Source organism: Methylobacterium sp. J-072 (genome assembly GCF_022829425.1).
In the GTDB taxonomy this organism is placed as follows: domain Bacteria; phylum Pseudomonadota; class Alphaproteobacteria; order Rhizobiales; family Beijerinckiaceae; genus Methylobacterium.
Genome location: NZ_JAKSYK010000131.1, coordinates 14572 through 37966 on the forward strand (window position 1 = coordinate 14572; position 23395 = coordinate 37966).

Genomic DNA, 23395 nt, shown 5'->3' on the forward strand with positions numbered 1-23395 from the left:
GAATGCCTGTTGGCACGCTTGCCAACGACCTGGTCCGTTGGCATTCTCGCCAACGTCATGGACGCCGCGCTGCTGTTCAGGGAACGGATCGAGGTCACGGCCGATCGGTCGTTCGCCGAACTCGTCGTTTGGAGGGTGCCGTCTCCGGTTCGTGGAAGCGCCCACGGCTTCAAGTATCGGCTCGCTTTCGTGGTCGAGGGTGCTTGCGTGCTCCGCTACGACAACGAGGCCGGGAAGGGCGACCACAAGCATATCGGCGAGCGGGAAGTGCCTTACACCTTTACAAGCCCAGAGGCCCTGATGGCGGACTTCTGGGCCGATGTCGCATCCTGGAGATGACCATGAAGACCGTGACCATCGGTGTCTCCACCATCGAAGACAGCACTGTCCGGGCGCTGGCGGCTTTCCGCGGCGAGGAGCAGGGCGCCTTCATCTCGTTTCCGACGGTCGAGCGGTTGTGGACCGTCCTGACGCCCCGCCGCTGGGAGCTGATCCGGATTCTGGCCGGGCAGGAACCGATGTCGCTGCGGGCCGTGGCGCGCTTGCTGGATCGCGACGTCAAGAACACGCATGGCGACGTGCACGCGCTGCTGAACGCGGGCGTCCTGGATCGTACGGAGGACGGGCGGATCGTGTTTCCCTACGACACCGTGCATGTCGACTTCACGATCCGGAAGGCGGCTTGATGCACGGCTTGGTCGAGCGCGCGCAATAGGTTGGGGCTGCCCAGCCTCCGATCGGCCTCGCCTCCTGAGATGGGCGAAACGCGGCTATCAAGGTCTCTCAGCCCAGTCTCCAAAAAAATGTGGATCCTGCTTCTGCTGCTGGCCATCGTGGCCCTGGTCTATCTGGCCGCGCTGGTGGCTCTGGCCGTGTTCCAGCGGCGGCTGATCTATCCGGGAGCGGCCTGGGCGGGTGAGCCGGCAGGCGACCGGTTCGCCCCGCCCGGGACAGAGCCGATCACCCTGACCACCGAGGATGGCGAGCGGCTCTTCGCCCTGTGGCGGGCGCCGCGGCCGGGATGCGGGGTGGTGGTGAGCTTCCACGGCAACGGCTCCCGGCCCGAGCCGCATGCCGCCCGCTTCGCCGCCGATCCCTGGCTTTCGGCCGGCTGGGGCGTGCTGGCGCCGGCCTATCGCGGCTATCCCGGCTCGACCGGATCGCCGAGCGAGGACGGGCTGATCCGCGACGGGATGGCGGCAATCGCGGCCGCGATGGCGCGTGCGCCGGGCGCGCCGATCCTGCTGCACGGGCATTCCCTGGGGGCGGCCGTCGCAGTGGCGATGGCCGAGCGTATCGCGTCGGTCGGGCTCTATCTCGAAGCGCCGTTCGACTCCCTCACCCACACCGTGCGGCTGCATGTCCCGCTGGCCCCATCCTGGCTCCTGCGCGACACGTATCGTTCGGACCTGCGCATCCGCGGCGGGACCGAGCCGGTCCTGATCGTCCAGGGCAAAGACGACCCGGTGGTGCCGGCCAAGCTCGCCCGGGCGCTGGCCGCGGCGGCGGGCCCCCGGGCGCGGTTCGCGTTCATCCCGGGCGATCACGTCTCGATCTTCGGAATCCGGGACCGCGAGGCCGAGGCGACGTTTCGCGGGCGCGTCGGGCCGGCCTGTCTCGCTGCGGACAGCGCCGTGCCTTGATCGGGATGGAAGGAGGGATCGCTTGGTCGGACGCCGCTCCCGGCGCTGGAACGCCGACGATCCGGATATGCCGGGCGCCGCCCCCCGGGCGGATCCGGTCTGCCCGCTCTGCGGCCGGCCGATCCCGCCGCGCGCCCGCTCCAGCCTGCATCACCTCACCCCGAAGCTGAAGGGCGGGACCCACCAGGGCACGGTGCGGCTGCACCAGATCTGCCATTCGGCGATCCATGCCCGCTACAGCGAGGCCGAGATCGCCAAGCGCCTCGCCGATGTCGAGGCTTTGCGGGCCGATCCCGAGATCGCGCGCTTCCTGGTCTGGATCCGCGGCAAGCCCGACGATTTCCACGCCGCCACCCGCATGACCCGCGACCGCCGGACGGGCCGGCGCCGGGATTGAGCCGGCCGTTTACCCGGCGCTCAGCACGTCCGCAGGTTCCGCGGCCGGGCAGGCAGCCCCGTCAACCTTGCCGCTCCACACTCGCCTCGGTCGCGGAGTTGAACGATGGGCGGGGTAGGGGACGGCCGGCTGGCCTGGGTCGATGTCGCCAAGGGGATCTGCATCCTCTTGGTGGTGATGATGCATTCCGTCATCGGCACCGGCGCCGCGATGGGCGGGGAGGGGTTCCTCCACCCGGTGGTGGCCTTCGCCAAGCCGTTCCGGATCCCGGATTTCTTCCTCCTGTCCGGCCTGTTTCTGGGCCGGGTGATCGACCGGGATTGGCGCCTGTTCGCCGACCGCCGGGTGGTGCATTTCGCGTACTTTTACCTGCTCTGGCTCGTGATCCAGTCGACGGCCCGTTACGGCAGCATCGTCGGCGAATCCGGGCCTGGGGCCTTCGCCGCGCATCTCGCCCATGCGCTGGTCGAGCCGTATTCCAGCCTGTGGTTCGTCTACCTGCTGGCCGTCTTCTCGGTGGTGACCAAGGCCCTGCGCCGGTGCCCGGGGACGCTGCTGCTCGGTGGCGCCGCCCTGCTGCAGATCGCCGACATCCGGAGCGACGCGACCCTGATCGAGGAATTCTGCGGCCGCTACGTCTACTTCGTGGCGGGTTATCTGTTCGCGGGCCGGATCTTCGCCCTGGCCGACACCGCACGCCGGCACGTCGGCCTCGCGCTCGGCGGTCTCGCCGCCTGGGCTTTACTGGAAGGCTGGCTCGCTCTGACGGCCACCGGGAATCCGGTCTACCCGACCCTCGCCACCCTGCCACTGGTCAGCCTCACCCTCGGGGCGGCGGGTGCCCTGGCGATCGTGGTCGCGGCGGCGCTGATCGAACGGGCGGGCGGCGTCGTGGCCGAGGGCCTGCGGACCTGCGGCCGGCGCTCGATCGTGATCTATCTCGCCTTCTCGCTGCCGATGGCTGCGACCCGGGAAGTCCTCGTCCGCACCGGGCTCGTCACGGATATCGGCCTCGCCGGCCTGCTCGTGATGGCCGCGGCCCTGCTGCTGCCGCTGGCCCTGGAACGGATGGTGCGGGACACGCCGCTCAAGCTGCTGTTCGTGCGCCCAAAACTGTTCCGGCTGGCGGCCGGGCCGCGCCCGCGCTCCACCCTCGCGACGACGTGAGCGAGCGGTTCAGCCCTCGAAGGCGACGCCGATGCGACGGCTCTTCCGCCACGCCACCGCGGCCGGCCGCGGGTCAGCGCCATCGGTGAGGCGGATCGGGAAGCGGTCGGGCACCGCCTGATCGCTCTCGACCTCGATCTGGGCACCCGTCTCGGTCGCGTCCCAGACCAGGCAGCCGACCTCGCCGCAGGCGAGCAGCAGCGTGCCGAACGTGAACGCATTCTTGCGGAATGCCCCGCGGCGATCCTCCGTCATCGCTCTCTCCACCCGGCCCGCGACGCCATGGCTCGCAGACCGGACGATGCCGGAGGGTGGTTAACAGCCCGGATATGGTGGCGCGACTGTTTTGGGCCGCAAAACGATCAATACTCGTCCCGGTCGTCCCGGTAGCTGCGCCGCCGCGGAACGTCGTCATCGTCGTCGTAGGACCGGCGCGGCCGCGGGCGGTCGTAGTCCCGGCCGTAGCGGTCGTCGTCGCGCCGCCGATAGTCGTCGCGTCGGCGGTCGTCGTAACCCTCGTCGCGGTCCCGGGGGGCGACACCGCCGCCGCGGGTCTCGCTCAGGCGCGGCGCGTACCAGCAACTCTTCGGCTGGCCCGGGGCGGGATCGCCGAACGTCTGGCTGTTGCACGGGACCATGCCGCCCTGCGGAAACGGCCGGCCGTTGGTCTTGCCGGGCACGCCGTAATAGACGTTGGTGGGGTAGGGCATCCGGCAGACCCCGCCATCCTGGGCGCAGGCGACCAGATTCACCGTGTCGAGCTGCTCGACCCGCGCCGAGGCCGGCCCCACCAGCACCGAACCGAGCAAGAGGCCCCCCAGGGCCACGGCAATCCTGCAACGCACGTCGTCGATCCCTTTTTTACCGATGAGCGCGGCCTCGATATCGCGGCGCGGTGGCTTCCGGCTAGAGCCCGGCACCGGTATGGCGAACCCATGACGGTCCGCACGCGGCCGCAGGCCGGGACCGAAACTTTTGTGACAGGGATCGGGCGCGCGCCGGGTTGTGCACCGGGAGGCGCGCCGGGAGGAATCAATGCGGGATGCGTCGGCGCAGGAGCTCATGATCCTCAGCGCACTGCAGGAATGCCGGCTCCAGCTCGAGACCGCCCGCCGGGACGAGGCGAGCCGGGCCGTCGTCCGACTCGAACTCGACGCTGCCCTGCGACGGGAAGAGGCGCTGAAATCCGAGATCGTGCACGAGCGCGAGCGCACCGAGGCGGTGCGGGTCGTCCTGCTGGCGCTCACGGCCAGCATCGGCCGGTTCGGCCTGCGCCGGAAGCTGTTCACGGCGCGCATCGCCCGCCTCGGCCGCGAGACGCCGGATTCCGGCCCGCAATCGGTCCGGCACCCCGTGCTGCTCGCCGAGGCGCGGCGGGTGCTGGGCCAGGACCCGACGGCGCCCGGTTGAGGGCTAATCCCGTCCGTCCACCCGGGTCGGGTGCTGAACGGAACGCTAACGACCCCTTAAACCGCCGCATTTAGCGTGCGGTAACCGGGCTGCACCGCAATGCACGCGCGTCGGTGTCGGATCGTTCGAAGACGGGATGCATGGCCAAGGGTCGGGGCAGGATGGAGCCGAATTTCGACGTGCCGGAAGGGCGCGTCCGGGATCGCGGCGAACTCGACCTGCGCTTGTCCCGGGACGACCGGGCTGGGACAGGAGAGCGCGTGGGCAAGCGAGCGGACGAGACGGCGCGGGCCCCGACCAAGACGACGGCGCGCCGGACCCAAAAGAAATCCGGCCGGCGTCGGCGCTCGTGGCTCGGCCGGATCGTCTACGGCACCGTGGTGCTCGGCCTGTGGGCGGTGATCGGCATCGCCGGGCTGATTGCCTACCATGCCTCGCAGCTGCCGCCGATCGACCAGCTAGCGGTGCCCAAGCGCCCGCCGAACATCGCCATCCTGGCGAGCGACGGCTCGCTGCTCGCCAACCGGGGCGAGACCGGCGGACGGGTGGTCTCGATCAAGGAGCTGCCGCCCTATCTGCCGCGGGCCTTCGTGGCGATCGAGGACCGGCGCTTCTACCAGCATTTCGGCGTCGATCCGGTGGGCATCCTCCGGGCGATCGGCCAGAACCTGACCCGGCGCGGCGTCGCGCAGGGCGGCTCGACGCTGACCCAGCAGCTCGCCAAGAACCTGTTCCTGACGCCCGAGCGCTCCGCCTCGCGAAAAATCCAGGAGGCGATCCTCGCGCTGTGGCTTGAGCACAAGTACAGCAAGGACGAGATCCTCGAACTGTACCTGAACCGGGTCTATTTCGGCGCCGGCGCCTACGGCGTCGAGGCCGCGGCGCAGCGCTATTTCGGCAAGCCCGCCAAGGAGGTGTCGCTGGCCCAGGCCGCAATGCTCGGCGGCCTCGTGCAGGCGCCCTCGCGTCTGGCGCCGAACCGCAACCTGCCCGCCGCCCAGGCCCGCGCCGCGCAGGTGCTCGCCGCCATGCAGGAGCTCGGCTTCGTGCCGGCGCAGGACGCCAAGGTGGCGCTGGCCCAGCCGGCCCGGCCCGCCAACGCCCGCGGTGGCGGCTCGGCCAACTACGTCGCCGACCTCGTGATGGACGTGCTCGACGATTACGTCGGCAAGTTCGACACCGACATCACGGTGCAGACCACCGTGGATACGGGCCTCCAGGCCCTGGCCGAGAAAGCGCTCACCGACGAGCTGAACGCCAGGGGCACGCGCTTCAATGTCGGCCAGGGCGCCCTGGTCTCGATGCGACCCGACGGGGCGATCCGCGCCCTGATCGGCGGGCGTGATTACGCCCAGAGCCAGTTCAACCGGGCGACCACGGCCAAGCGCCAGCCCGGCTCCTCGTTCAAGCCGTTCGTCTACCTCGCCGCCGTGGAGCACGGCGCCACCCCCGAAACGGTCAAGGACGACGCGCCGATCCGGATCGGCAACTGGGCGCCGGAGAACTACTCCCACCGCTACGACGGCCCGGTCACCCTGCGCACGGCGCTGGCGCATTCGCTCAACACGGTGGCGGTGCGGCTCGGCCAGGAGGTCGGCCCGAAGACGGTGGTGCAGACGGCGCAGCGGCTGGGCATCACCTCGCCGCTCCAGGCCAACGGCTCGATCGCGCTCGGCACCTCGGAGGTGACCCTGCTGGAGATGGTCGGCGCCTACGGGGCCTTCGCCAATGGCGGCACCGGGGTGATCCCCTACGTGGTCACCTCGGTGAAGAGCGCCGCCGGCACGGTGCTGTACAAGCGCTCCGACAACGGCCTCGGCCGGGTCATCGACGCCAATGCCGACGGCATGATGAACGCCATGATGCACGAGACCTTCGTCTCGGGCACCGCCAAGAAGGCCGACATCCCGGGCTGGGAGCTCGCGGGCAAGACCGGCACCACCCAGGATTTCCGCGACGCCTGGTTCATCGGCTACTCGGGCACCCTCGTCACCGGGATCTGGCTCGGCAACGACGACGGCGAGCTGACCAAGAAGGTCACTGGCGGCAACCTGCCGGCGGAGATCTGGAAGACCTACATGACCCAGGCGCTCAAGGGCCAGAACCCGGTGCCGCTGCCGGGCCTGAACCGCTGGCGCAAGCCGCCGCCCGAGACCACCGCCTCGGTGGCGAGCGCGGCGCCGAGCGCCCCGACCGACATCCTCGGCCAGATTTTTGGGGATCCGGCCGCCCAGGCGCCCCGCCAGCAGGCCCCGGCGCGCCGGGCGGCGCCGAAGGATGACCGCAACTTCGTCGAGAAGCTGTTCGGGATTGGGGACTAGCCGGTCCCGGTCAGCGCCGGATCAGGACGACGCCGCCGATCAGGAGCGCGACGCCCAGTGCGCGCGGCAGGTCGATCGGCCGCTGCGCGAGGCCGATCCAGCCGTAATGGTCGAAGATCACCGAGGCCAGCATCTGGCCGGTGACCAGGAGCGCCAAGAAAGTTCCGGCCCCGAGCTGCGGGACGAGTACGATCCCGAGGCCGATGAAGATCGCCCCGAACAGCCCGCCGCTCCAGGCCCACCACGGGATCCGCGCCAGCACGCCGGCGGACGGGATCGGGTCGCGGGCTGCGAGGGCGACGACGACCATGCAGGCCACCCCGACCGTGAAGCTCACGACGCCCGACAACGCGGCCGAGTTGAGGGCCGTGCGCAGATTCGCGTTCAGCGCCTGCTGGATGACGATGCTGACGCCCGCCGCGAGGGCAAGAGCTGAGGGGAGGAGTAGCTTCAGCATCTGGGGCGGGCGCTTTCGGACGGCGCTGGCGTAACGGCCGCGGTTCGGAGGCGGTACCGCGATTCCTCGGCCCTCGCCAACCTGCCACGCTGTGCCGATCTTCTCCGCCCCTTACAGCATCGGCAGCATCCGCGGCCGCTTCCCCCGGGGGAAATGCGCGTCGATCATGGCGAGCTCGGCCGGGCCGAGATGCAGGTCGGCGGCGCCGGCATTCTCGATCGCCCGGGCCGGGCGACCGGTCTTGGGGATCGTGAAGGTGCCGGGCAGCCGGGTCAGGAAGGCCAGGGCCACCGCGTAGGGCGTCGTGCCGTGGGCTCGGGCGATGCCGTCGAGGACCCGGCCGCCGGCGCTGGCCGGGTCGGGGAAATCGCCGCTGCCGAACGGCGAATAACCGACCATCGCCACGCCGTGCGTCTCGCACCAGGGCAGCACCGCGTGCTCGATCGCCCGCTCGTTGAGATGGTACAGCACCTGGTTGCAGGCGATCCGGTCCGGCCCGGCGATGGCGAGCACCCGGTCGAGGTCGTCGACGTCGAAGTTGCTCAGCCCCCAGGACAGGATCTTGCCGGCCCGGCGCAGGTCCTCGAACCCCGCGATCGTCTCGGCCAGGGGATGCTGCCCGGGCCAATGCAGCAGGTAGCTGTCGAGCCGGTCGGTCTTCAACCGCTTCAGCGAGGCCTCGCAGGCCCGGACGACGCCCCGGCGCGTGGCGTTGCCCGGGACCACCTTCGAGACGAGAAAAACCTCCTCGCGGCAATCCGCGATGGCCTCGGCCACGATCGCCTCGGCGTCGCCGTACATCTCGGCCGTGTCGATATGGGTCATGCCGGCATCGATGCCGGCCCGCAGGGCACGCACCGCGTCGGCCCGGTCCGAGCCGTCGATGTGCCACGTGCCCTGTCCGATGACCGGCACCGAGACGCGCGTCGCCCCAAAGCTCCTGGCGTGCATGGCAGCGCTCCCTTCCCGGCTGGGTGGGGTCTCGTTCTCGATCGTCGGCCCGCCCGCTTGGGCCGAGCCGGCGTCCCCACCCCGCTGCGCCTTACTCGCGCCATCTTGGGGGGATGAGCAATGGGCCGTCGCCGCTCCGGTGTTGAACTTTAGGCCAGTGTCTCACGCCGCGCTCAACGAGGCCCCCAGGGGGCCTGCCAGGTCGTCTGCGAGGGCCTGGAGCGCGCCATGCGCGGCGGCCGCCCGATCGACCCTGTGGGAGACGCGCTGATGCTGCCGGCCCACCGGATGTTCTGGGCGCTGATCCTGCTCGCCGCCGCTGGCGCGGGGCTGCTCTACAACATCATCTTCGCGGACGGCGCCACGCCGCTCGCCGGCTTCACCTACGGCCTGTGCACGGGTGCGACGGTTCTCGCGTTCGATCGCGGCCTGATCCTGGCGGGCCTGCAAGCCCGGATCCGGCGCCTGCCGGCCTGGCTTTACGTCTTCGCGGCGGAACTCGCCTACGTGCTGATGATCGTGTCGGGCAACGCCCTCGGCGGCCTGATCGTCTGGACCTTCGGCCTGACCGGCGACGAACTCGCCGTGGCGACCCGGACGAACGCCCGCGTCCTCGCCTACGCCCTAGCGGTGGCAGGCCTGCTGGTCTTCGTGATCCGCATGCGCGACCTCGTCGGCGGCGAGATCTTCGTGAACTTCATGATCGGCCGCTACCACAAGCCGGTGGCCGAGGAGCGGATCTTCCTGTTCCTGGACGTGGTCGGCTCCACCGCCTTCGCGGAGACCCATGGCGACCTGCGCGCCCAGGAATATCTCAGCGCGGTCTTCGCCACCCTGGCCGAGCCGGTGCGCCGCAACGGCGGCTCGGTGGACGATTATATCGGCGACCTCGCGATGGTGACCTGGCCGATGAGCCGCGGCCTGAAGGACGCGCGCTGCGTCACCTGCGTGTTCGACGTGATCGACCGGATCGAGGCCGAGGAGGCTGCCTGGACCGCCCGTTTCGGGACGGTGCCGAAACTGCGCGCCGCGCTGCATGGCGGCTCGGTGGTCACCGCCGAAGTCGGCGTCGACCGCCACAAAATCGCGTATTTCGGCGATGCCGTGAACGTCACCTCGCGGATCGAGGCCCTGTGCCGGCCACTCGGGGTTGGAATCCTGATCTCGCAGGATCTTCTCAGCCGGCTGCCGTCCCTGCCAGCCGGCGTGCGGGCGCGCTCGCTGGGGGCGCATGCCCTGCGCGGCCGCGGCGCGCCGCTCGCGGTGGCGACGCTGGAGCGCGGTGCCGCGTCCGATACGACGCTGACCGAGCAGCCGCCGCGCCGGCTCGCGGGGGCGCGCTGATGGCATCCGCCGGGACCGGGCCCTGGACTGCCCTGACCGTCCTCAAGCTCGTGCTGCGCTTCTTGCCGCCGCTGCTTGGGCTGTTCGTCATCGGCCGCGCGGTGGTGCTGTCGATCGGCGGCGATATCGAGCGCTGGCAATTCGCCCTCGGGGCGCTCCTGATCCTGGCGGGCTTCACCTCGAAACTGGTGCCCCGGCGATGAGCGGGGAGGAGACCCGGCCGCCGATCTACCTCGACGCCGATGCCTGCCCGGTGAAGGACGAGACCTACCGGGTCGCGGCGCGCTACGGCCTCACCGTCCACGTCGTCGCCAACAGCGTGCTGAACCTGCCGCGCGAGCCCTGGATCGTGCGCGTCGTCGTCGGCTCGGCGCTGGACGCCGCCGACGACTGGATCGCCGATCGGGCCGGCCGCGGCAGCATCGTGCTCACCGCCGACGTACCGCTGGCCGCTCGCTGCGTGAAAGCTGGCGCCACCGTGCTGGCCTTCACCGGCAAGCCGTTCAGCGAGGCCTCGATCGGCATGGCGCTGGCGACCCGCGACCTGATGCAGTCCCTGCGCGAGGCCGGAACGATCACGGGCGGTCCGGCGCCGTTCTCCCGCGCCGACCGCTCCTCGTTCCTCTCGGCCCTCGACCGGGCGGTGAACCGGATCTTGCGGGAGCGGCCGGTGCGTGGGTGACGGGAAAGGGACGACCTTTTAGAGTGCTTTGTCATTTTTCGAGTCAAATTCAGCGTGCAACGATCGGGCAGGCGCTAGCTGGATCTCTATGACAAAGAAGCGCATATCGAAGCTATGATGGCTACGGTCGGCAAAAGAGGCGTTGTTTTCCCGGGGCATTCGAGTGCCCGAATCGATGCGCTTGTCCTTGGGACTGTAAACGCTCCATTCAGAAAACCGATCGACGTCGCTACGCTGGTATTCAGCCTCGGCACTGGCAAGGTGAGGCCGTGGCTCGTACACCTCGCGACCTTCTTTTCAGAGGTCGCTCCCGATCTGGTGCTGGATTTCGCCCGCCGGCACGACGTGGTGGATGCGAAGCTGGCGCGTGCTTATGACGCCGTGAAAGCTCAGACAGGCGTCGAAAACGCCGCTTTGGAGAAGGCGCTTGTCACCTTGGCGCAGGCTACTTCACCGGACCGTTGAGGGATTGCAGGCCCTTGAGCGGAATGGTCAGCGTGAAAGTATGACCGGATCTAGGAGATCGTCAAAGCTATTCCGAGCCGGGAAGTCCGGTGGAGCACCTACGAGAACCCGAAAATCAGCTTTTTAACACGGTGCAATTACAACGGTCGCCTTCAGGGGCTACTCAGGTTGGAAAATTCATCGCTCGAGGATTGATGCCCCATACCTGATAACCCGCGCTGTCATTCCGGGGCGCCGCAGGCGAGCCCGGAATCCAGAAACGCTGCCGGTGGAAGAGCTTGGCACGTCGGCGGCTCTGGATCCCGGGCTCCGCTGCGCGGCCCCGGGATGACGGTGCGTGACGGCATCGGTCAAGCCTTCGCGTGAAGAACAAGACTGAGCTTTCCATGCGGGAAAGAGATGGAAATTCCAACCCGTGTAATCTTTAGCAAGAGTCGCAGACGGCACTCGGATGTCACACCCTCGCCCCATCGCCACCTGCCTGGATCAATCGCAGGCCAGGACGCGGCTCACGAAGTCGTTCAGAAGCGCCCGACCCTTCGGCCCAGACGCCCAAACGGCCCGAGCGTTCGCCCGAGCCATTCTTGGTCGATAGCTGGATCGCGAAAGTCAGATCTTACCTTCGAGGCCCATCGTATAATATTTGTGCACGATCTTGTCCTGGTTCTCCAGGAGCCAGTCGATCGACGGCTCGTTGGTCATGGCCTTGCGGATCGCCTCGGTCATGCCCTTGCGCTGGATCTCGAACAGCGCCTTGTGATCGACCGTCTCGGCCTGGATCACGCCGGGGCTCAGCCAGACCGAGCAGATGATGCCGAGGTCGTTGGCCTTCTCCTTCGGGATATAGCCCGCCCGCACGGCGTCGAGGACGCCGTTGGCGATGGCGAACTGCACGGTGCCCATCAGGATCGAGGTGTACTTGCTTTCGGTCACGCTCACCTTGGACACGCAGAGCGTGACCGGGCGGACCATGATGTCGGTGTTGAGCAGCGCGAAGACGCGGCTGTGGCCGACAACCTGGTCGCCGGTCAGGGTCGCGATCGCGGTGCCGACCGGCCCGTCGAGCTCGCCGATGATGACCTCCGGCTCGGCCGCCGTGTTGGGCGGCCCGCCCGCCACGAGGGCTTCGCCGGCACGGAGGATGATGCGTTCACTCATGACAAGATTCTCCACAGGATGCGCACGGAAGCACGATCCCGAACGTCGGGTCTGATCCGTCGGGATCAGGCGCGGTTGCGCGATCTCAAGATGCGGGTCTCAGTTCGACACGCGTGCGCCCGTGACGGTGCCGACCCGGCGCCGCGCGCGAACCACCGCGTCGGCCGGCCTCAATCCTCAGAAGCAGGCACCAGCGCCTTCAGCGCCTCGTTGACGCGGTCCTGCCAGCCGGGGCCGTCCTTCTGGAAATGAGCCAGCACGGCACTGTCGAGGCGCAGGGTGACCATCTCCCGCGCGCCAGGAACAGCGGCGGGTCGCGGCGCCGCTGGCGGGGCCGCCGGGGCGGCGGCGGGCTTGGCGGTCGTGGCGGCCTTGAAGGCCGCCTCGGCTGCGGTGCGCGGATCGGTGAATCGGCGGCGGTTGCGATCGTCGGCCATCGGCCCTCAGTCCTTCGCGGCAGCTTTCTTCGGCGCCGCCTTCTTGGCGGTTCCTTTGCCGGCACTCTTGGCGGCGATCTTGGCCGCCGCCTTGGCTGCCTTCTCGTCCGCCTTGGCCTGCGCGTCGGCGGCCTTGGTCTGGGCCTCCGCGGCCTTGGTCTCGGCTTCGGCGGCTTCCTTGGCCAAGCGCAGGGAGCGCAGCTTCAGAGTCCGCTCGTCGATCGCCTTGATCGATGCGTGATGCTCGGCCATCGCCTGCGCGCCCTCGCGGGCCATGCGCTCGGCGCGCTCGGCCCGTTCGGCACGGTTGTCGGCCCGGGTCTTGGCTTCCGCTTCCGCGTCGCGGATGTCCTCGGCCTCGTCGAGGTCGGTCTCAGTCTCGTCGCTCATCCTGTGCCTTTCGCCCCGGTCCAGCGGCACCGCCGCCTGCGCATCGCGCGCCGGAACGGTCTCTGGAGCGGGTCCGGCCTGTTCGAGGGGTGGAGGGCAAGGCCGGACGATCCGCCCCGCCGCGCCGTCCTGGGACGACTGTTCGAGGCCGTGATCACCACGGCATTAGCACGCGCGCAGGCCGGATGGCGAATCCGGCCTGTTGATCGTGCAGGACAGGCGAGCGTATTCGTCTTGCGTCGCGAGGCGCTTGTTCAATCGAGACCGGCGCCTCTGCCGCGCCGAGCGTTGTCTATTGGCACTCAACGCACGCGATAGTTGAGCGGGATCGTGATCGAAAGGCTCGGTTGCGTCACGCCGGCCGGCGCCGCCGGCATGCCGCCCCGCACCGCCGCCAGCGCCGCGCTGTCGATCTGGCCGACGCCGCTCGACCGGGCGAGGCCCGCGCCGCTCACCGCCCCAGAGCGCGACACGGTGAACCGGACCATGGCGGTGCCCCCGGCGGTACCGGCGGCGGCGCCCGGGTTCATCCGGCCGTGGATCGCCGCGCTGATCGCCCCGGTCCATTGACGCAGCGCGCTCGGATCGCTGCCCGCCGCGGCCCGGCCGGCGGCGTTCTGGCGCGCTGCGGAAGCCGAATTGCGCGCCTCGGCGCCCTGCTGCGCCTTGGCCTGCTTCGCCTTGGCTTCGCGGGCGGCCTTCAGCTTCGCTTCGCGGATTTCCTCGAGACGTTCCTCGCGCTTCTGCTCGCGCAGCTTCTCTTCGCGGATCTTGCGCAGCTTCGCCTCGCGCTCGGCCTTGATCTTCGCCGGATCCGGCGTCGGCTTTGGCGGCTCCTCGGTCTTGGCGACCTCGGTCGGGGGCGGCGCCAATGGCTCGGCCGCCTCGGAGGACGAGGTTATGACGCCGCTCTGGGCCTCCACCGGCACGGCCTCCTGCGGCGGCTCGGTGATCGCCTGAGTCTCGTCGGGCTTGACCTCGGTCATCTCGGGCGGCGGCGGCTGCACGGCCTCGTCGGGGGGCAGCTCCACGGGCTTGGTCTCCGGGGGCGCCTCCTGGCTCATCTGCTGCTCGGCCGGCGCCTCGGTCGCCGCGTCGGTCATCACCGGCGCCAGATCGATCGAGATCTGCTGCTCGCCGGGGGGCGCCGGCGGCGTCAGCCGGTAGAACATCACCGCCGCGAGCACGAGCGCGTGCAGCACGAACGCGACCAGGAAGGCGAGGAGCAGCCCGGAGGGGCCGCGCTCGCCGGGGCCCGCCGGCAGATCCGTCGAAGTCAGCGTGCTCATCGATTCAGCGGGCGGTCTCTGTAGGAGCAGCCGGCGCCGCCGCGGCGGGGCCGCCCGGCGCCTGCGCGATCAGCGACACCTTCGTGAAGCCGGCTTGGCCGACCAAGCCCATCACCTGCATGATCTTGCCGTAGGGCACGTCCCGGTCGCCGCGCACCAGGATGACCTGGTCCTTGTCGGCGCTGGCCATCTCGCGCAGGCGCGGCACGAGGCTGTCCATGGTGAACACCTCCTTGGCGATCGACGGGTTGCCGTCCTTGTCGACCGTGACCTCCTGAGGCTTCTTCGACTGCGCCACCTTGGCAGCGGCAGTCTTGGGCAGCTGCACCGGCACCCCGGTGGTCATCAGCGGCGCCGCGACCATGAAGATGATCAGCAGGACGAGCATCACGTCCACCATCGGGGTGACGTTGATCTCGGACATCGGCATGTCGTCGAGGTCGTCATCGTCGCTTGCGCGGGGCGATGCCATCGCCATGGCGGCGTCTCCGGTTCGTTGCAGACGGCCCGGTGCGGGCCATGGTTTCAAGCGCTCGCGGCCGGATCGGTATCGGCGAGCGCGTCAGATCGAAGGTTTGGAGCCCGGCCCCGTCGCGACGCGACGGGCCACGGCGCCGGTGGGCGCCTACTCGGCCGCCGCGCGGTGCTGCCCGGCCCCCGTCCGCTCGCGGGCGAGGCGGTCGCCCAGCAACGCGATGTAGGCATTGAAGGAACTCTGGATGCCGCCGATATCGCCCGCCAGCTTGTTGTAGGCCATCACGGCCGGGATCGCGACGACGAGGCCGATGGCGGTCGCGAACAACGCCTCCGCGATGCCCGGGGCGACGACGGCGAGCGAGGTGTCCTGGCTCCGGGCAATCGACGAGAACGAGTTCATGATGCCCCAGACCGTGCCGAACAGGCCGACGAACGGGGCGGTGGAGCCGGAGGTCGCCAGCAGCGACAGGCCGGTGCGCAGGCGCTTCACCTCAAGGCCGAGCGCGCCGCGCATGGCCCGCTCGATCCGCTCGCGCCGCTCGGCCCGGGTCTCGGTGGGATCCTGGTCGCGCCAGGCGTCGATGGCGGCCTTCACGACGTGGCCGGTCAGCCCCTTGTGCTGGCCGTCGAGGCTGCCGCCCGAGCGCACCAGCGTCTCGAACGCCTTCGCCTGGCGCCGGGCGGCCGAGAGCCGGATGATCTTCTCGAACACAACCGTCCAGCACGCGATCGACGCGATGACCAGCAGGATCATCACGCCCTTCACGATCGGGTCGGCCTGCAGGAATAGGCCGAGGAACGAGAAGTCGTGGGCGACCTCGGTCGGGGCTTGTGTCGGGTCCATCGCGGGCTCCTGGTGTCATGCGGCCCAGGGCCGCCGTCTCGTCGAGGTGCGGCGAAAGCCGCTGACCGCCCGGGCAGCTCTCGCCGCCGGGCGGTGTGGTCTCTGGGTCCTTCAGGCCGCCCGTATCAGCGGTCGAAGGCGGGTCCGGCCTTGGTCTCGGTCTCGGTCCGGTCCAGGCAGGCCTCGCGGGCGGCCTCGCCGCCGTCGCAGGCCAGGACGTCGTTCAGCAGGACCCGGCCGACCTTGGCGCAGGCGATGCCCGGGAAGTCGAAGATCTTCACGGTGGTCTTGCGGGCCGGCAGGGGGCCGAGTTCCACGGCCACCCGCTTCTGGGCGACCCCGTCCGGATCGAAGGCGAACAGGTCGACCTTGTAGGATTTGAGGCCGGTCCCCTTGGCATTGTCGACCACCAGGGTCACCCGGCAGGCCTCGCCCGCGGTCTCGAGCTTGTTGAGCTGGAGCTTGAGCGGCGTCTTCTCGGCCGCGGCGTCCTGCGCCAGCGCCGAGACGACCAGGAGCGCCGAGAGTGCGAGGCAGGCCGCCATATCGAGGGCGATCCGCCCGATCCGGCGGCGGTACAAGGGGACGCTCAAGGCAACCACCAAACCGATTTCCTCTTCTCTCAGAGCCGGCCGGAGCCGGAGCACGCCGCCGCAGCGGCCGACGCAGTTCAGTGAAGCACGACCCTGCGCGGGCAAGTCGTAGGCGACAGGCGTTCGGCCGCCGCATCGAGGGTGGCGACGGCGGCCCGCACCGCCGCGACCAGGCGGGGCGCGGCGTCGCGCCCGGTGATCTCGGCCGCGGCCTCTTCGAGATCGGCCCAGAGCCGGCGTCGACCCCGGCCGATCAGCGCGACCAGGGCGCATTCGTGGCCGGTCACCCGACAGCAACTCGCCGGCATGAACGACCAGTCGTCCTCGCGCTCCGCCCGGAGTGCCCGAACGATCGCGACCACGCTGGCGACGAAGCGGCATCCCTCGGCCGGGCCGAGCAACTGCTCGGCACCGTCGAAGGCGGCATTCCAGCAGGCGACATCGCTGGTCATGTACCCGGCAGCGACGAATCGGGCCACCGACAGCGCCAGGATGTCGGCCTCGTCGCCGCACACGTCGACGACGCGCCGCATCGCCGCATGACTTGCCGGGGTCGAAGGCACGCTCATCGGGGCTCCGGTGCATCCCGCCAGGTTCGGGAATAGTTGATGAGAACCCGTCGAAAGCCGGACGATCATCAGCCGCGGCAGTAGCCACGACGGCTGCCGCAATCAAGACCCGGCGAGAAAATCAGAGCAGTTCCAAACTGTTAGACGAGAGCTTGACCGTCGACGGACTTGCTTAAACATCCCGGCGGTATATGCCGAAACCTCCCGCCCGCCGCATCGGTTCGAGGGGGCCAATCGTGTTTGCGAAGCGAAATTAACCCGTTCCCTTGATGGGGTTGGGGGCCTCGGCCATATCTCCGTCTTACCGGCGGCGTTTCGACCGGGGGAGCGCTGTCTTGCACGGGCTCCATGGCGTCGAGGTGCTTGGAGATCCGGGGCTGCGGCTAGTCCCAGGGTCGGAGGCCTCGCTGTGAGGATGACGGCCGCAATGACTCGACCCTCGCCCTTCGGGCATCCGTTCCTGCTCGGCTTCGACGAGATCGAGCAGGCCCTCGATCGGGTCGCCAAGGGCGCCAACGACGGCTATCCCCCGTACAACATCGAGCGGCTCCCTCGCACCGAGCGGGAGCCGGAACGCCTGCGCATCACGCTCGCGGTGGCCGGCTTCACCCAAGAGCAGCTCGACGTGATGCTGGAGGACAGCCAGCTCGTGGTCCGCGGCCGGCAGGTCGAGGAGCGCGAGCGGCACTTCCTGCACCGCGGCATTGCGGCGCGGCAGTTCCAGCGGACCTTCCTCCTGGCCGACGGCATGGAGGTTTTGGGGGCGGACCTCGCCAACGGCCTGCTCTCGATCGATCTCGTCCGGCCCGAGCCCGACCGGATCGTGCGCAAGATCGATATTGGCGCCCGAGGCTAGAGCGGTCCCGATTTCAAGGTCGGTCTGGACCCTGCGCGACGATGCCATAGGTCGATTGATTGGGCGCCGGACATCCCCACATCAGGATGGAACCGCCGGTGCCTCCGGGACCGGAGGTAGACGCTCTGCCACCCCAGGAGGGCAAGACATGACGAACCTGAACGTATCGCCCCTGACCCCCGCCGACCTCGACCCGACCGAGTTCAACCCGGCCGATCTCGCTGCCCTCGGCGAGGGCCATATCGCCTATGTCCGCCCGATCCGGTCCGACGAGGTGCGCCGCCTGTTCCCGCAAGCGCCGGAACTGATGCCCGGCCTGGACCTGTTCGCCCTGCTCTCGGCGAGCGGCGAGCCGATCATGCTGGCGGATTCCCGCGACGTGGTGCTGGCCAATGCGGTCGCCCAGGATCTCCACGCCGTCAGCCTGCACTGACCCTTGTGGTCAGGCGATTTCCGCCACCGCCGCCACGAGCCGCGCGATATCCTGCGGCCGTGACAGGCGGTGGTCGCCATCGGCGATCAGGGTGAGCACGGTGCCCTCGGCCGGAAGCCGGCCGACCGTCTTGAGGGCGTGGGCGTAGGGCACATCCGGGTCGCGCATGCCCTGGAGGATGTGGACCGGGCAGGCCGGATCGAACGGGCCTTCGAGCAATCTGTTGCGGCGTCCGTCCTCGATCAGCGCAAGGGTGATCGGGTCAGGCTCGGGCGCATAATCGCTCGGCCGTTGAAGGATCCCATCGCGCACCAGCGCGGCGCGCGCCGCCTCATCGAGCTGCGACCAGATCAGGTCCTCGGTGAAATCCAGCGCCGGAGCGATCAGAACGAGCCCTGCGGTCTTTTGACCGCGCCCCGCCCGATCCCGTGCGACCAGGCTGGCGATCCAGCCGCCCATCGACGAACCGACCAGGATCGGCGGCTCCGTGACGTAGCGCGCCAGCACCGCCTGTGCGTCTTCGAGCCAGGACGAGATGGTGCAATCGGCGAACGTGCCACCGGACGCGCCGTGGCCGGCATAGTCGAACCGGACCATGGCACGCCGCTGTTCGGCCGCCCAGGCGTCGAGGGCGGTCGCCTTGGTGGCGGTCATGTCGGAGCGGAATCCCCCGAGCCAGACCACGGGCGGCCCGGCGCCCTCGCGTACCCGTACGGCGATCCGCCGCGCGGCGGCTCCTTCGCCGACGGTGATGAAATCCGGCCCTGTATCGGTCATCGATCTCTCCGGTAGGCCTCTATCGAACTTGGCGAAGTCCTTCCCTGACCGGGTCGGCTTCAACCTCCGTTTACCGGACCGTAAAGCGCGACCGCGATGCTGGGGCAATGGGTACGAGCATGTTGGAGATGCCGGCGGGAGGCTTGCGCTTCCTCGCCGACCGAGCGCGGATGGGTGATGTGACGCGCAGCCTGTCGAGCTTCCCCGCCGAAATCGATGTTCTTGCGGGCGCCCGGGTGCTTCAGATTATCCCGGAACTCGATGCCGGCGGCGCCGAGCGGACCACGGTCGACGTGGCCGCCGCCCTCGCGGCGGTGGGCGCCCGGGCGCTGGTCGCCACCGAGGGCGGGCGCCTGATCGGCGAGCTTCAGGCCAAGGGCGGCCACTGGCTGCGCTTCCCGGCCGCCTCGAAGAACCCGGCCCGCATGGCGCTCAACGTCGTGCGGCTGATGGCCCTGTGCCGGCGCGAGGGCGTGCAGATCGTCCACGCCCGGTCGCGGGCGCCGGCCTGGGTGGCGCTCGGCGCCGCCCGCCGCCTCGGCCTGCCCTTCGTGACCACCTATCACGGCAGCTATTCCGGCCGCACCGGCGTGAAGGTGCTGTACAATTCGGTGATGGCCCGGGGCGACGTGGTGATCGCCAATTCGCGCTACACCGCCGACCTGATCCACCAGCTCCATGCCGAACAGGCCGGAGACCGCGTCCGGGTGATCCATCGGGGCACGGACCTGGCGGTGTTCAACCCGGTGGCGGTCGGCGCCGGCCGGGTCGAGGCCCTGCGCCGGGCCTGGAACGTGGCGCCGCACGAGCGGGTGATCCTGCTGGCCGCCCGGCTCACCGCCTGGAAAGGGCACCGCGTGCTGATCGACGCCGCCGCGCAGATGCGTGACCGGGGCGTCCCGGACCTCGCGGTGGTGCTCGCCGGCGATCCGCAGGGCCGGGCCTCCTACGAGCGCGAACTCGATGCCCTGATCGCCGCCCGCGGCCTCGGCGGCATCGTCCGCCGGGTCGGCCATTGCACCGACATGCCGGCGGCGTTCCGGGCGGCTTCCGTGGTCGCTGTTCCGTCCGTGGAGCCCGAGGCGTTCGGCCGCTCGGCCGTGGAGGCCCAGGCGCTCGGCACGCCCGTGGTCGTGTCCGATCTCGGCGCCGTCCCCGAGACGGTTCTGGCGCCGCCGGACGTTGCGGCCAGCCAGCGGACCGGGTGGCGCGTGCCGCCCGGCGATGCGGGCGCGCTCGCTGCGGCCCTGACCGAAGCTTTGTCGCTCGGGGCCAGCGCGCGCGATGCGCTGGTCCGGCGCGGGCGCGCCCATGTCGAGGCGAACTTTTCGCTGGAGCGCATGGCCGGCGATACGCTGGCGGTCTACGCGGACCTGGTCGGTCGCCGGCGGTGAGGGGCGGACCTTACCCCGGTGCGTTGGCGGCGAAGACCTCCTTGGCGGCGAACAGGCCGTTGCGGGCCGCCGGGAAGCCGGCATAGACCGCCATCTGCATCAGGATCTCGACGATCTCGTCGCGGGTCAGGCCGACGTTGAGCCCAGCTGCGATATGCACCTTGAGCTGCGGCGCCGCGTTTCCGAGGGCCGCGAGCGCTGCGATGCTGGCGATCTCGCGGCTGCGCAGATCGAGGCCTGGGCGGCAGTAGATGTCGCCGAAGGGGAACTCGATCAGGTAGCGTGCGAAATCCGGGGCGATGTCGGCCAGCGATGCGACGACCTGTGCGCCGGCTTGTCCGTCAATCGCGGCGAGGGCTCGCTGCCCGCGCGCGTACCGGCTTTCGGGTGAGGGTTGGGCGGGTGAGGGTTGGGTCTGCGTCATCCTGCATCTCCGTGTGCGCGCCGGCATAGCCGGCGATCTTGGAGTCGAGGACGAGAAGGCAGGATTGGAACTCGGCGATCCGGTGCCGGACCTGTTCGCGATGCCGTTCGAGCACCTGCCGGCGTTCCGGGCCGGTGGGGGTGCCCTGCGCCCGCAGGGTGGCGTAGCGCAGCATCTCGCTGATCGGCATCCCGGTCGCCTTCAGGCGGCCGAGAAACGCGATCCAGGTCAGGATCGAAGCGTCGTAGTCCCGTCGTCCCGCGCGGTCCCGGTCGGCGTAGGGCAGCAGGCCGATTCGCTCGTAATAGCGGAGCGTGTGGGCCGACAAGCCGGACCGCCTGGCGAGATCCCCGATCTTCATGGACGCCTGTTCTCGTCACGACGCCGGGACAGGTACCGCTTCGAGCGCACTCCAAGTCAAGGCAGCCTCTCACTGGATCCCGCAGGGGCGCGGCCGATTATTTCGCGCCTCGCCCCGACCCCCCGTTGACTCTGGCCGGGCTTCCTCCAACGTAGTATGTCCGGGAGAGACCGGAGCGGCTGGCGGTCAGGAGATCCTGGGAACGGGTGATCCGATCCGCCGTTTCGTCGTTGCAGCAGGAGACCGAAGCCATTCGTAGACCGATGAGAGCCATGCCGGCCCCGCAGAAGGACGGGCCGCGCGCCAACCGCGACATCCGCGGGGTGCGGGAAGTGCAGCTGATCGACGATACCGGGCAGAACCGCGGCGTCGTCCCCTTCTTCGACGCGCTGACCCTCGCTGAGGAAGCCGGCCTCGATCTCGTGGAGATCGCGCCGAACTCAGTGCCGCCCGTCTGCAAGCTGCTCGATTACGGGCGCTTCCGCTTCAACGAGCAGAAGAAGCAGAACGAGGCGCGCAAGCGGCAGAAGACCGTCGAGGTCAAGGAGATCAAGCTCCGCCCCGGCATCGACAAGCACGATTACGACACCAAGATGAAGTCGGTGCACCGCTTCTTCGAGGAGGGCGACAAGGTCAAGGTGACCCTGCGCTTCCGCGGTCGTGAGATGGCTCACCAAGATATCGGCCTGCGCCTCCTGGAGCGCGTGAAGACCGAGACTGCCGAGATCGCCAAGGTGGAGAGCGAGCCGATGCTCGAAGGCCGCCAGATGATCATGATCCTGGCGCCGCGCTGATCCAATTGCGGATCGTTGTTCACGCCGCCTCCTGACCGGGGCGGCGTTCGCGTTTGTGGCGCTTCCGTCGCGGCGCGCGGACGACTATCTCCTGCCCATGGCCCTGGCTCCCGACGAGATCGAACGCTACGCCCGCCACCTCGTCCTGGCCGAGGTCGGCGGCCCCGGACAGGCGCGCCTCAAGGCGGCCCGGGTGCTGGTGATCGGGGCCGGGGGGCTCGGTGCGCCGCTGATCCAGTACCTCGCGGCCGCCGGCATCGGCACGATCGGTATCGTCGACGACGACACCGTCTCGCTCTCGAACCTTCAGCGCCAGGTGATCCACGGCACACCGGATCTCGGCCGGCCCAAGGTCGAGAGCGCGGCCGACGCGGTGGCGCGGCTCAACCCGCACGTCGCGGTGGTCCCGCATCCATTCCGCATCGCGCCGGACAACGCCGTCGACCTGATCGCGGGCTACGACCTCGTCGCCGACGGCTCCGACAACTTCGCCACGCGCTACGCTATCTCGGATGCCTGCTTCCACGCACGGCGCCCGCTGGTGACGGCGGCGCTCGGCCGGTTCGACGGCACGCTCACCACCATCCGGGCGCACGAGACCGGTCCCGACGGCAAGCCGAACCCGACCTATCGCTGCCTGTTCCCGAATCCGCCGCCGCCAGGCAGCGTGCCAGCCTGCGCCGAGGCCGGGGTGCTCGGGGCGCTGGCCGGGGTGATGGGCTCGCTGATGGCGATGGAAGCGATCCGCGCCGTGGCGGATTTCGGCGAGCCGCTGGTCGGGCGCCTGCTGATGGTCGATGCCCGTTCGATGCGATTCGAGACGTTGAGCTACGGCTGGGACCCGGACAATCCGCTCAGCGGCGCCGGCACGTCAGCCGAGTAGGGCGCCCGGCGGCATCCAGGGGCCGTCGGCTTCAGCCTTGCCGAGGCAGCACTTCTTGAATTTTTTGCCCGAGCCGCAAGGGCAGGGGTCGTTGCGCCCGACATCCTTGAACGGGTTGCGCTGCGGCTCGCCCGCGCCCTCCGCGGTCCAGTCGAGCGCCTCGACCGGATCGTCGAGATAGCCGTACTGGTAGGGGCCGAGCCGGTCCCGGTCGTCGGGCTTGGTCTCGGCCTTGCGCAGCGCCTCCTTGAACCAGTCGGCGTCGCTGATCTCGTCGGTGATCCGCCCGTCGGCACGGGCCGCCGCGGCGCGGGGTGCGAGGTCGCGGAAGCCGAGATGCGCGATCGCCTCCTCCCAGCCGACCCAGGCCGGCCCTTCCTCGACGGCCGCCTTCGCGTCGTCGAACCGGACCAGCAGCGCGTGCATCGCATCGCGGTCGATCCGGCCCTCCAGGGTCAGGAAGGTGCAGGCCGACAGCAGCGCCATGCGGGTGAGATCGTCGACGGTGCTGTCGAGGATCAGCCGGAACAGCGGCTGGTGATCCCCGTCGAACAGGCTCGCTACGACCTTGGACAGGGTCGCGGTCACGGCGTCGCCCAGGATCGCGTCGAGCGTCTCCTCGTCCTGCCGGAGCAGCGTGAGGAGCGGGGCCAGGGCGCGCGTGTCCCGGGCCTGCGCCATGACGTGCAGGCCCCAGAACAGAAGGTTCTCCTGCTCAGGGATTAGCTCATCACCCTTGGCCGCGGCCTCCAGCAGCGGCAGCGTCGCCTCGGCGATCTCGGCCGGATGCGCCAGCGCCTCGCGCAGGGCCTTGGTCGGCCGGTATTCGGACGCGGACAGGTCTTCGATGAGGGCTGCGATCCGGCTCATGCGATCGTC

The 23395-nt window shown here is 69.6% G+C and carries 32 protein-coding genes; 16 read left to right on the plus strand and 16 right to left on the minus strand.

Features of this window, described 5'->3' with window-relative positions; genetic code table 11:
* The first annotated feature begins 57 nt into the window (after positions 1–57).
* The 5 genes from MKK67_RS14925 to MKK67_RS14945 all read left to right on the plus strand — a co-directional run bounded on the left by MKK67_RS14925 (position 58) and on the right by MKK67_RS14945 (position 3207).
* Positions 58–339, plus strand: a complete 282-nt coding sequence (locus tag MKK67_RS14925) for a DUF6516 family protein (RefSeq protein ID WP_243965832.1) — start codon at positions 58–60, stop codon at positions 337–339.
* Positions 340–341: 2 nt separating this feature from the next.
* The gene (locus MKK67_RS14930; RefSeq protein WP_058192635.1) at positions 342–686 is read left to right on the plus strand and encodes a hypothetical protein; all 345 of its coding nucleotides are present in this window, start codon (positions 342–344) and stop codon (positions 684–686) included.
* 117 nt (positions 687–803) lie between these two features.
* Positions 804–1643, plus strand: a complete 840-nt coding sequence (locus tag MKK67_RS14935) for an alpha/beta hydrolase (protein WP_243965833.1) — start codon at positions 804–806, stop codon at positions 1641–1643.
* Positions 1644–1665: 22 nt separating this feature from the next.
* Positions 1666–2040 (plus strand): HNH endonuclease, encoded by a 375-nt coding sequence (locus MKK67_RS14940; protein WP_243965834.1) that lies wholly within the window; start codon positions 1666–1668, stop codon positions 2038–2040.
* A gap of 105 nt (positions 2041–2145) precedes the next feature.
* Positions 2146–3207 carry an acyltransferase family protein gene (locus tag MKK67_RS14945; RefSeq protein WP_243965835.1) on the plus strand — a complete coding sequence of 354 codons (1062 nt, stop codon included), beginning with the start codon at positions 2146–2148 and terminating at the stop codon, positions 3205–3207.
* A gap of 9 nt (positions 3208–3216) precedes the next feature.
* Here MKK67_RS14945 and MKK67_RS14950 read toward each other — a convergent pair whose 3' ends face one another.
* Together MKK67_RS14950 and MKK67_RS14955 are read right to left on the minus strand one after the other, a co-directional pair.
* Positions 3217–3462, minus strand: coding sequence for a pilus assembly protein PilZ (locus tag MKK67_RS14950; RefSeq protein WP_243965836.1), 246 nt, complete (start codon positions 3460–3462; stop codon positions 3217–3219).
* A gap of 107 nt (positions 3463–3569) precedes the next feature.
* On the minus strand, positions 3570–4052 hold the full coding sequence (locus tag MKK67_RS14955) for a hypothetical protein (RefSeq protein ID WP_243965837.1): 483 nt from the start codon (positions 4050–4052) through the stop codon (positions 3570–3572).
* A gap of 217 nt (positions 4053–4269) precedes the next feature.
* Between MKK67_RS14955 and MKK67_RS14960 the strand changes: the two genes are divergently transcribed.
* Both MKK67_RS14960 and MKK67_RS14965 read left to right on the plus strand, forming a co-directional pair.
* Positions 4270–4617 (plus strand): ATP-dependent helicase, encoded by a 348-nt coding sequence (locus tag MKK67_RS14960; RefSeq protein ID WP_313899022.1) that lies wholly within the window; start codon positions 4270–4272, stop codon positions 4615–4617.
* Between the two features lie 140 nt (positions 4618–4757).
* Positions 4758–6938, plus strand: a complete 2181-nt coding sequence (locus MKK67_RS14965) for a transglycosylase domain-containing protein (protein ID WP_243965839.1) — start codon at positions 4758–4760, stop codon at positions 6936–6938.
* A 10-nt stretch (positions 6939–6948) separates the two neighbouring features.
* On the opposite strand, the gene MKK67_RS14970 is transcribed toward MKK67_RS14965, so the two are convergent.
* Together MKK67_RS14970 and MKK67_RS14975 are read right to left on the minus strand one after the other, a co-directional pair.
* Complete coding sequence (locus MKK67_RS14970; protein WP_243965840.1) at positions 6949–7395, minus strand: DMT family transporter; 447 nt, start codon at positions 7393–7395, stop codon at positions 6949–6951.
* A 111-nt stretch (positions 7396–7506) separates the two neighbouring features.
* Positions 7507–8346, minus strand: coding sequence for an aldo/keto reductase (locus MKK67_RS14975; protein ID WP_243965841.1), 840 nt, complete (start codon positions 8344–8346; stop codon positions 7507–7509).
* A 270-nt stretch (positions 8347–8616) separates the two neighbouring features.
* Between MKK67_RS14975 and MKK67_RS14980 the strand changes: the two genes are divergently transcribed.
* The 4 genes from MKK67_RS14980 to MKK67_RS14995 all read left to right on the plus strand — a co-directional run bounded on the left by MKK67_RS14980 (position 8617) and on the right by MKK67_RS14995 (position 10837).
* On the plus strand, positions 8617–9690 hold the full coding sequence (locus MKK67_RS14980) for an adenylate/guanylate cyclase domain-containing protein (RefSeq protein ID WP_243965868.1): 1074 nt from the start codon (positions 8617–8619) through the stop codon (positions 9688–9690).
* Positions 9690–9893, plus strand: coding sequence for a hypothetical protein (locus tag MKK67_RS14985; RefSeq protein ID WP_243965842.1), 204 nt, complete (start codon positions 9690–9692; stop codon positions 9891–9893). Before MKK67_RS14980 ends, MKK67_RS14985 begins: the two co-directional genes overlap by 1 nt.
* The gene (locus MKK67_RS14990; RefSeq protein WP_243965843.1) at positions 9890–10372 is read left to right on the plus strand and encodes a YaiI/YqxD family protein; all 483 of its coding nucleotides are present in this window, start codon (positions 9890–9892) and stop codon (positions 10370–10372) included. The genes MKK67_RS14985 and MKK67_RS14990 overlap by 4 nt, the downstream gene beginning before the upstream one ends.
* 114 nt (positions 10373–10486) lie before the next feature.
* Positions 10487–10837, plus strand: a complete 351-nt coding sequence (locus tag MKK67_RS14995) for a hypothetical protein (protein ID WP_243965844.1) — start codon at positions 10487–10489, stop codon at positions 10835–10837.
* Between the two features lie 609 nt (positions 10838–11446).
* Here the strand turns inward: MKK67_RS14995 and MKK67_RS15000 are convergent.
* From MKK67_RS15000 to MKK67_RS15035, 8 genes are all read right to left on the minus strand, one after another.
* Positions 11447–11995, minus strand: a complete 549-nt coding sequence (locus tag MKK67_RS15000; protein WP_243965845.1) for a formaldehyde-activating enzyme — start codon at positions 11993–11995, stop codon at positions 11447–11449.
* A 170-nt stretch (positions 11996–12165) separates the two neighbouring features.
* Positions 12166–12432, minus strand: coding sequence for a BrnA antitoxin family protein (locus MKK67_RS15005; RefSeq protein ID WP_243965846.1), 267 nt, complete (start codon positions 12430–12432; stop codon positions 12166–12168).
* A gap of 6 nt (positions 12433–12438) precedes the next feature.
* The gene (locus MKK67_RS15010; protein ID WP_243965847.1) at positions 12439–12822 is read right to left on the minus strand and encodes a hypothetical protein; all 384 of its coding nucleotides are present in this window, start codon (positions 12820–12822) and stop codon (positions 12439–12441) included.
* Positions 12823–13124: 302 nt separating this feature from the next.
* Positions 13125–14111, minus strand: a complete 987-nt coding sequence (locus tag MKK67_RS15015) for an energy transducer TonB (protein ID WP_243965848.1) — start codon at positions 14109–14111, stop codon at positions 13125–13127.
* 4 nt (positions 14112–14115) lie between these two features.
* On the minus strand, positions 14116–14589 hold the full coding sequence (locus MKK67_RS15020; protein WP_243965849.1) for an ExbD/TolR family protein: 474 nt from the start codon (positions 14587–14589) through the stop codon (positions 14116–14118).
* A 147-nt stretch (positions 14590–14736) separates the two neighbouring features.
* Complete coding sequence (locus tag MKK67_RS15025; RefSeq protein WP_243965850.1) at positions 14737–15432, minus strand: MotA/TolQ/ExbB proton channel family protein; 696 nt, start codon at positions 15430–15432, stop codon at positions 14737–14739.
* A gap of 125 nt (positions 15433–15557) precedes the next feature.
* Entirely contained in the window at positions 15558–16034 is a 477-nt protein-coding gene (locus tag MKK67_RS15030; protein ID WP_243965851.1) for a Tat pathway signal protein, read from the minus strand.
* A 68-nt stretch (positions 16035–16102) separates the two neighbouring features.
* Entirely contained in the window at positions 16103–16594 is a 492-nt protein-coding gene (locus MKK67_RS15035) for a hypothetical protein (RefSeq protein ID WP_243965852.1), read from the minus strand.
* A gap of 427 nt (positions 16595–17021) precedes the next feature.
* Between MKK67_RS15035 and MKK67_RS15040 the strand changes: the two genes are divergently transcribed.
* Both MKK67_RS15040 and MKK67_RS15045 read left to right on the plus strand, forming a co-directional pair.
* The gene (locus MKK67_RS15040; RefSeq protein ID WP_243965853.1) at positions 17022–17450 is read left to right on the plus strand and encodes an Hsp20 family protein; all 429 of its coding nucleotides are present in this window, start codon (positions 17022–17024) and stop codon (positions 17448–17450) included.
* Positions 17451–17598: 148 nt separating this feature from the next.
* Positions 17599–17883, plus strand: a complete 285-nt coding sequence (locus tag MKK67_RS15045; RefSeq protein WP_243965854.1) for a DUF1150 family protein — start codon at positions 17599–17601, stop codon at positions 17881–17883.
* Between the two features lie 9 nt (positions 17884–17892).
* Here MKK67_RS15045 and MKK67_RS15050 read toward each other — a convergent pair whose 3' ends face one another.
* The gene (locus MKK67_RS15050) at positions 17893–18660 is read right to left on the minus strand and encodes an alpha/beta fold hydrolase (RefSeq protein ID WP_243965855.1); all 768 of its coding nucleotides are present in this window, start codon (positions 18658–18660) and stop codon (positions 17893–17895) included.
* A gap of 170 nt (positions 18661–18830) precedes the next feature.
* On the opposite strand from MKK67_RS15050, the gene MKK67_RS15055 reads away from it, so the two are divergent.
* Positions 18831–20054, plus strand: coding sequence for a glycosyltransferase family 4 protein (locus MKK67_RS15055; protein ID WP_243965856.1), 1224 nt, complete (start codon positions 18831–18833; stop codon positions 20052–20054).
* Between the two features lie 10 nt (positions 20055–20064).
* Here MKK67_RS15055 and MKK67_RS15060 read toward each other — a convergent pair whose 3' ends face one another.
* Together MKK67_RS15060 and MKK67_RS15065 are read right to left on the minus strand one after the other, a co-directional pair.
* Positions 20065–20478, minus strand: a complete 414-nt coding sequence (locus MKK67_RS15060; protein ID WP_243965857.1) for a carboxymuconolactone decarboxylase family protein — start codon at positions 20476–20478, stop codon at positions 20065–20067.
* A complete protein-coding gene (locus MKK67_RS15065) occupies positions 20396–20839 on the minus strand; it encodes a MerR family transcriptional regulator (RefSeq protein ID WP_243965858.1) in 444 nt (147 codons plus the stop codon). Before MKK67_RS15065 ends, MKK67_RS15060 begins: the two co-directional genes overlap by 83 nt.
* A 272-nt stretch (positions 20840–21111) precedes the next feature.
* On the opposite strand from MKK67_RS15065, the gene infC reads away from it, so the two are divergent.
* Positions 21112–21633 carry a translation initiation factor IF-3 gene (gene infC / locus MKK67_RS15070; RefSeq protein WP_243944922.1) on the plus strand — a complete coding sequence of 174 codons (522 nt, stop codon included), beginning with the start codon at positions 21112–21114 and terminating at the stop codon, positions 21631–21633.
* Positions 21634–21730: 97 nt separating this feature from the next.
* Positions 21731–22516 carry a HesA/MoeB/ThiF family protein gene (locus MKK67_RS15075; RefSeq protein ID WP_243965859.1) on the plus strand — a complete coding sequence of 262 codons (786 nt, stop codon included), beginning with the start codon at positions 21731–21733 and terminating at the stop codon, positions 22514–22516.
* Here the strand turns inward: MKK67_RS15075 and MKK67_RS15080 are convergent.
* Complete coding sequence (locus MKK67_RS15080) at positions 22505–23386, minus strand: DUF1186 domain-containing protein (protein ID WP_243965860.1); 882 nt, start codon at positions 23384–23386, stop codon at positions 22505–22507. The two genes, MKK67_RS15075 and MKK67_RS15080, sit on opposite strands and share 12 nt — an antisense overlap.
* Positions 23387–23395: the final 9 nt, after the last annotated feature.

Coding starts and splice junctions, on each gene's coding strand:
- MKK67_RS15005 (WP_243965846.1), bottom strand. CDS start 12,432: ATGGCCGACGATCGCAACCGCCGCCGATTCACCGATCCGCGCACCGCA.
- MKK67_RS15080 (WP_243965860.1), bottom strand. CDS start 23,386: ATGAGCCGGATCGCAGCCCTCATCGAAGACCTGTCCGCGTCCGAATAC.
- MKK67_RS15000 (WP_243965845.1), bottom strand. CDS start 11,995: ATGAGTGAACGCATCATCCTCCGTGCCGGCGAAGCCCTCGTGGCGGGC.
- MKK67_RS14925 (WP_243965832.1), top strand. CDS start 58: ATGGACGCCGCGCTGCTGTTCAGGGAACGGATCGAGGTCACGGCCGAT.
- MKK67_RS14935 (WP_243965833.1), top strand. CDS start 804: ATGTGGATCCTGCTTCTGCTGCTGGCCATCGTGGCCCTGGTCTATCTG.
- MKK67_RS14930 (WP_058192635.1), top strand. CDS start 342: ATGAAGACCGTGACCATCGGTGTCTCCACCATCGAAGACAGCACTGTC.
- MKK67_RS14985 (WP_243965842.1), top strand. CDS start 9,690: ATGGCATCCGCCGGGACCGGGCCCTGGACTGCCCTGACCGTCCTCAAG.
- MKK67_RS15050 (WP_243965855.1), bottom strand. CDS start 18,660: ATGACCGATACAGGGCCGGATTTCATCACCGTCGGCGAAGGAGCCGCC.
- MKK67_RS14950 (WP_243965836.1), bottom strand. CDS start 3,462: ATGACGGAGGATCGCCGCGGGGCATTCCGCAAGAATGCGTTCACGTTC.
- MKK67_RS14975 (WP_243965841.1), bottom strand. CDS start 8,346: ATGCACGCCAGGAGCTTTGGGGCGACGCGCGTCTCGGTGCCGGTCATC.
- infC (WP_243944922.1), top strand. CDS start 21,112: ATGCCGGCCCCGCAGAAGGACGGGCCGCGCGCCAACCGCGACATCCGC.
- MKK67_RS14960 (WP_313899022.1), top strand. CDS start 4,270: ATGATCCTCAGCGCACTGCAGGAATGCCGGCTCCAGCTCGAGACCGCC.
- MKK67_RS14970 (WP_243965840.1), bottom strand. CDS start 7,395: ATGCTGAAGCTACTCCTCCCCTCAGCTCTTGCCCTCGCGGCGGGCGTC.
- MKK67_RS15075 (WP_243965859.1), top strand. CDS start 21,731: ATGGCCCTGGCTCCCGACGAGATCGAACGCTACGCCCGCCACCTCGTC.
- MKK67_RS14990 (WP_243965843.1), top strand. CDS start 9,890: ATGAGCGGGGAGGAGACCCGGCCGCCGATCTACCTCGACGCCGATGCC.
- MKK67_RS15065 (WP_243965858.1), bottom strand. CDS start 20,839: ATGAAGATCGGGGATCTCGCCAGGCGGTCCGGCTTGTCGGCCCACACG.
- MKK67_RS14965 (WP_243965839.1), top strand. CDS start 4,758: ATGGCCAAGGGTCGGGGCAGGATGGAGCCGAATTTCGACGTGCCGGAA.
- MKK67_RS15010 (WP_243965847.1), bottom strand. CDS start 12,822: ATGAGCGACGAGACTGAGACCGACCTCGACGAGGCCGAGGACATCCGC.
- MKK67_RS14980 (WP_243965868.1), top strand. CDS start 8,617: ATGCTGCCGGCCCACCGGATGTTCTGGGCGCTGATCCTGCTCGCCGCC.
- MKK67_RS15055 (WP_243965856.1), top strand. CDS start 18,831: ATGGGTGATGTGACGCGCAGCCTGTCGAGCTTCCCCGCCGAAATCGAT.
- MKK67_RS14945 (WP_243965835.1), top strand. CDS start 2,146: ATGGGCGGGGTAGGGGACGGCCGGCTGGCCTGGGTCGATGTCGCCAAG.
- MKK67_RS14995 (WP_243965844.1), top strand. CDS start 10,487: ATGATGGCTACGGTCGGCAAAAGAGGCGTTGTTTTCCCGGGGCATTCG.
- MKK67_RS15040 (WP_243965853.1), top strand. CDS start 17,022: ATGACTCGACCCTCGCCCTTCGGGCATCCGTTCCTGCTCGGCTTCGAC.
- MKK67_RS15045 (WP_243965854.1), top strand. CDS start 17,599: ATGACGAACCTGAACGTATCGCCCCTGACCCCCGCCGACCTCGACCCG.
- MKK67_RS15060 (WP_243965857.1), bottom strand. CDS start 20,478: ATGACGCAGACCCAACCCTCACCCGCCCAACCCTCACCCGAAAGCCGG.
- MKK67_RS15020 (WP_243965849.1), bottom strand. CDS start 14,589: ATGGCGATGGCATCGCCCCGCGCAAGCGACGATGACGACCTCGACGAC.
- MKK67_RS15015 (WP_243965848.1), bottom strand. CDS start 14,111: ATGAGCACGCTGACTTCGACGGATCTGCCGGCGGGCCCCGGCGAGCGC.
- MKK67_RS15035 (WP_243965852.1), bottom strand. CDS start 16,594: ATGAGCGTGCCTTCGACCCCGGCAAGTCATGCGGCGATGCGGCGCGTC.
- MKK67_RS15025 (WP_243965850.1), bottom strand. CDS start 15,432: ATGGACCCGACACAAGCCCCGACCGAGGTCGCCCACGACTTCTCGTTC.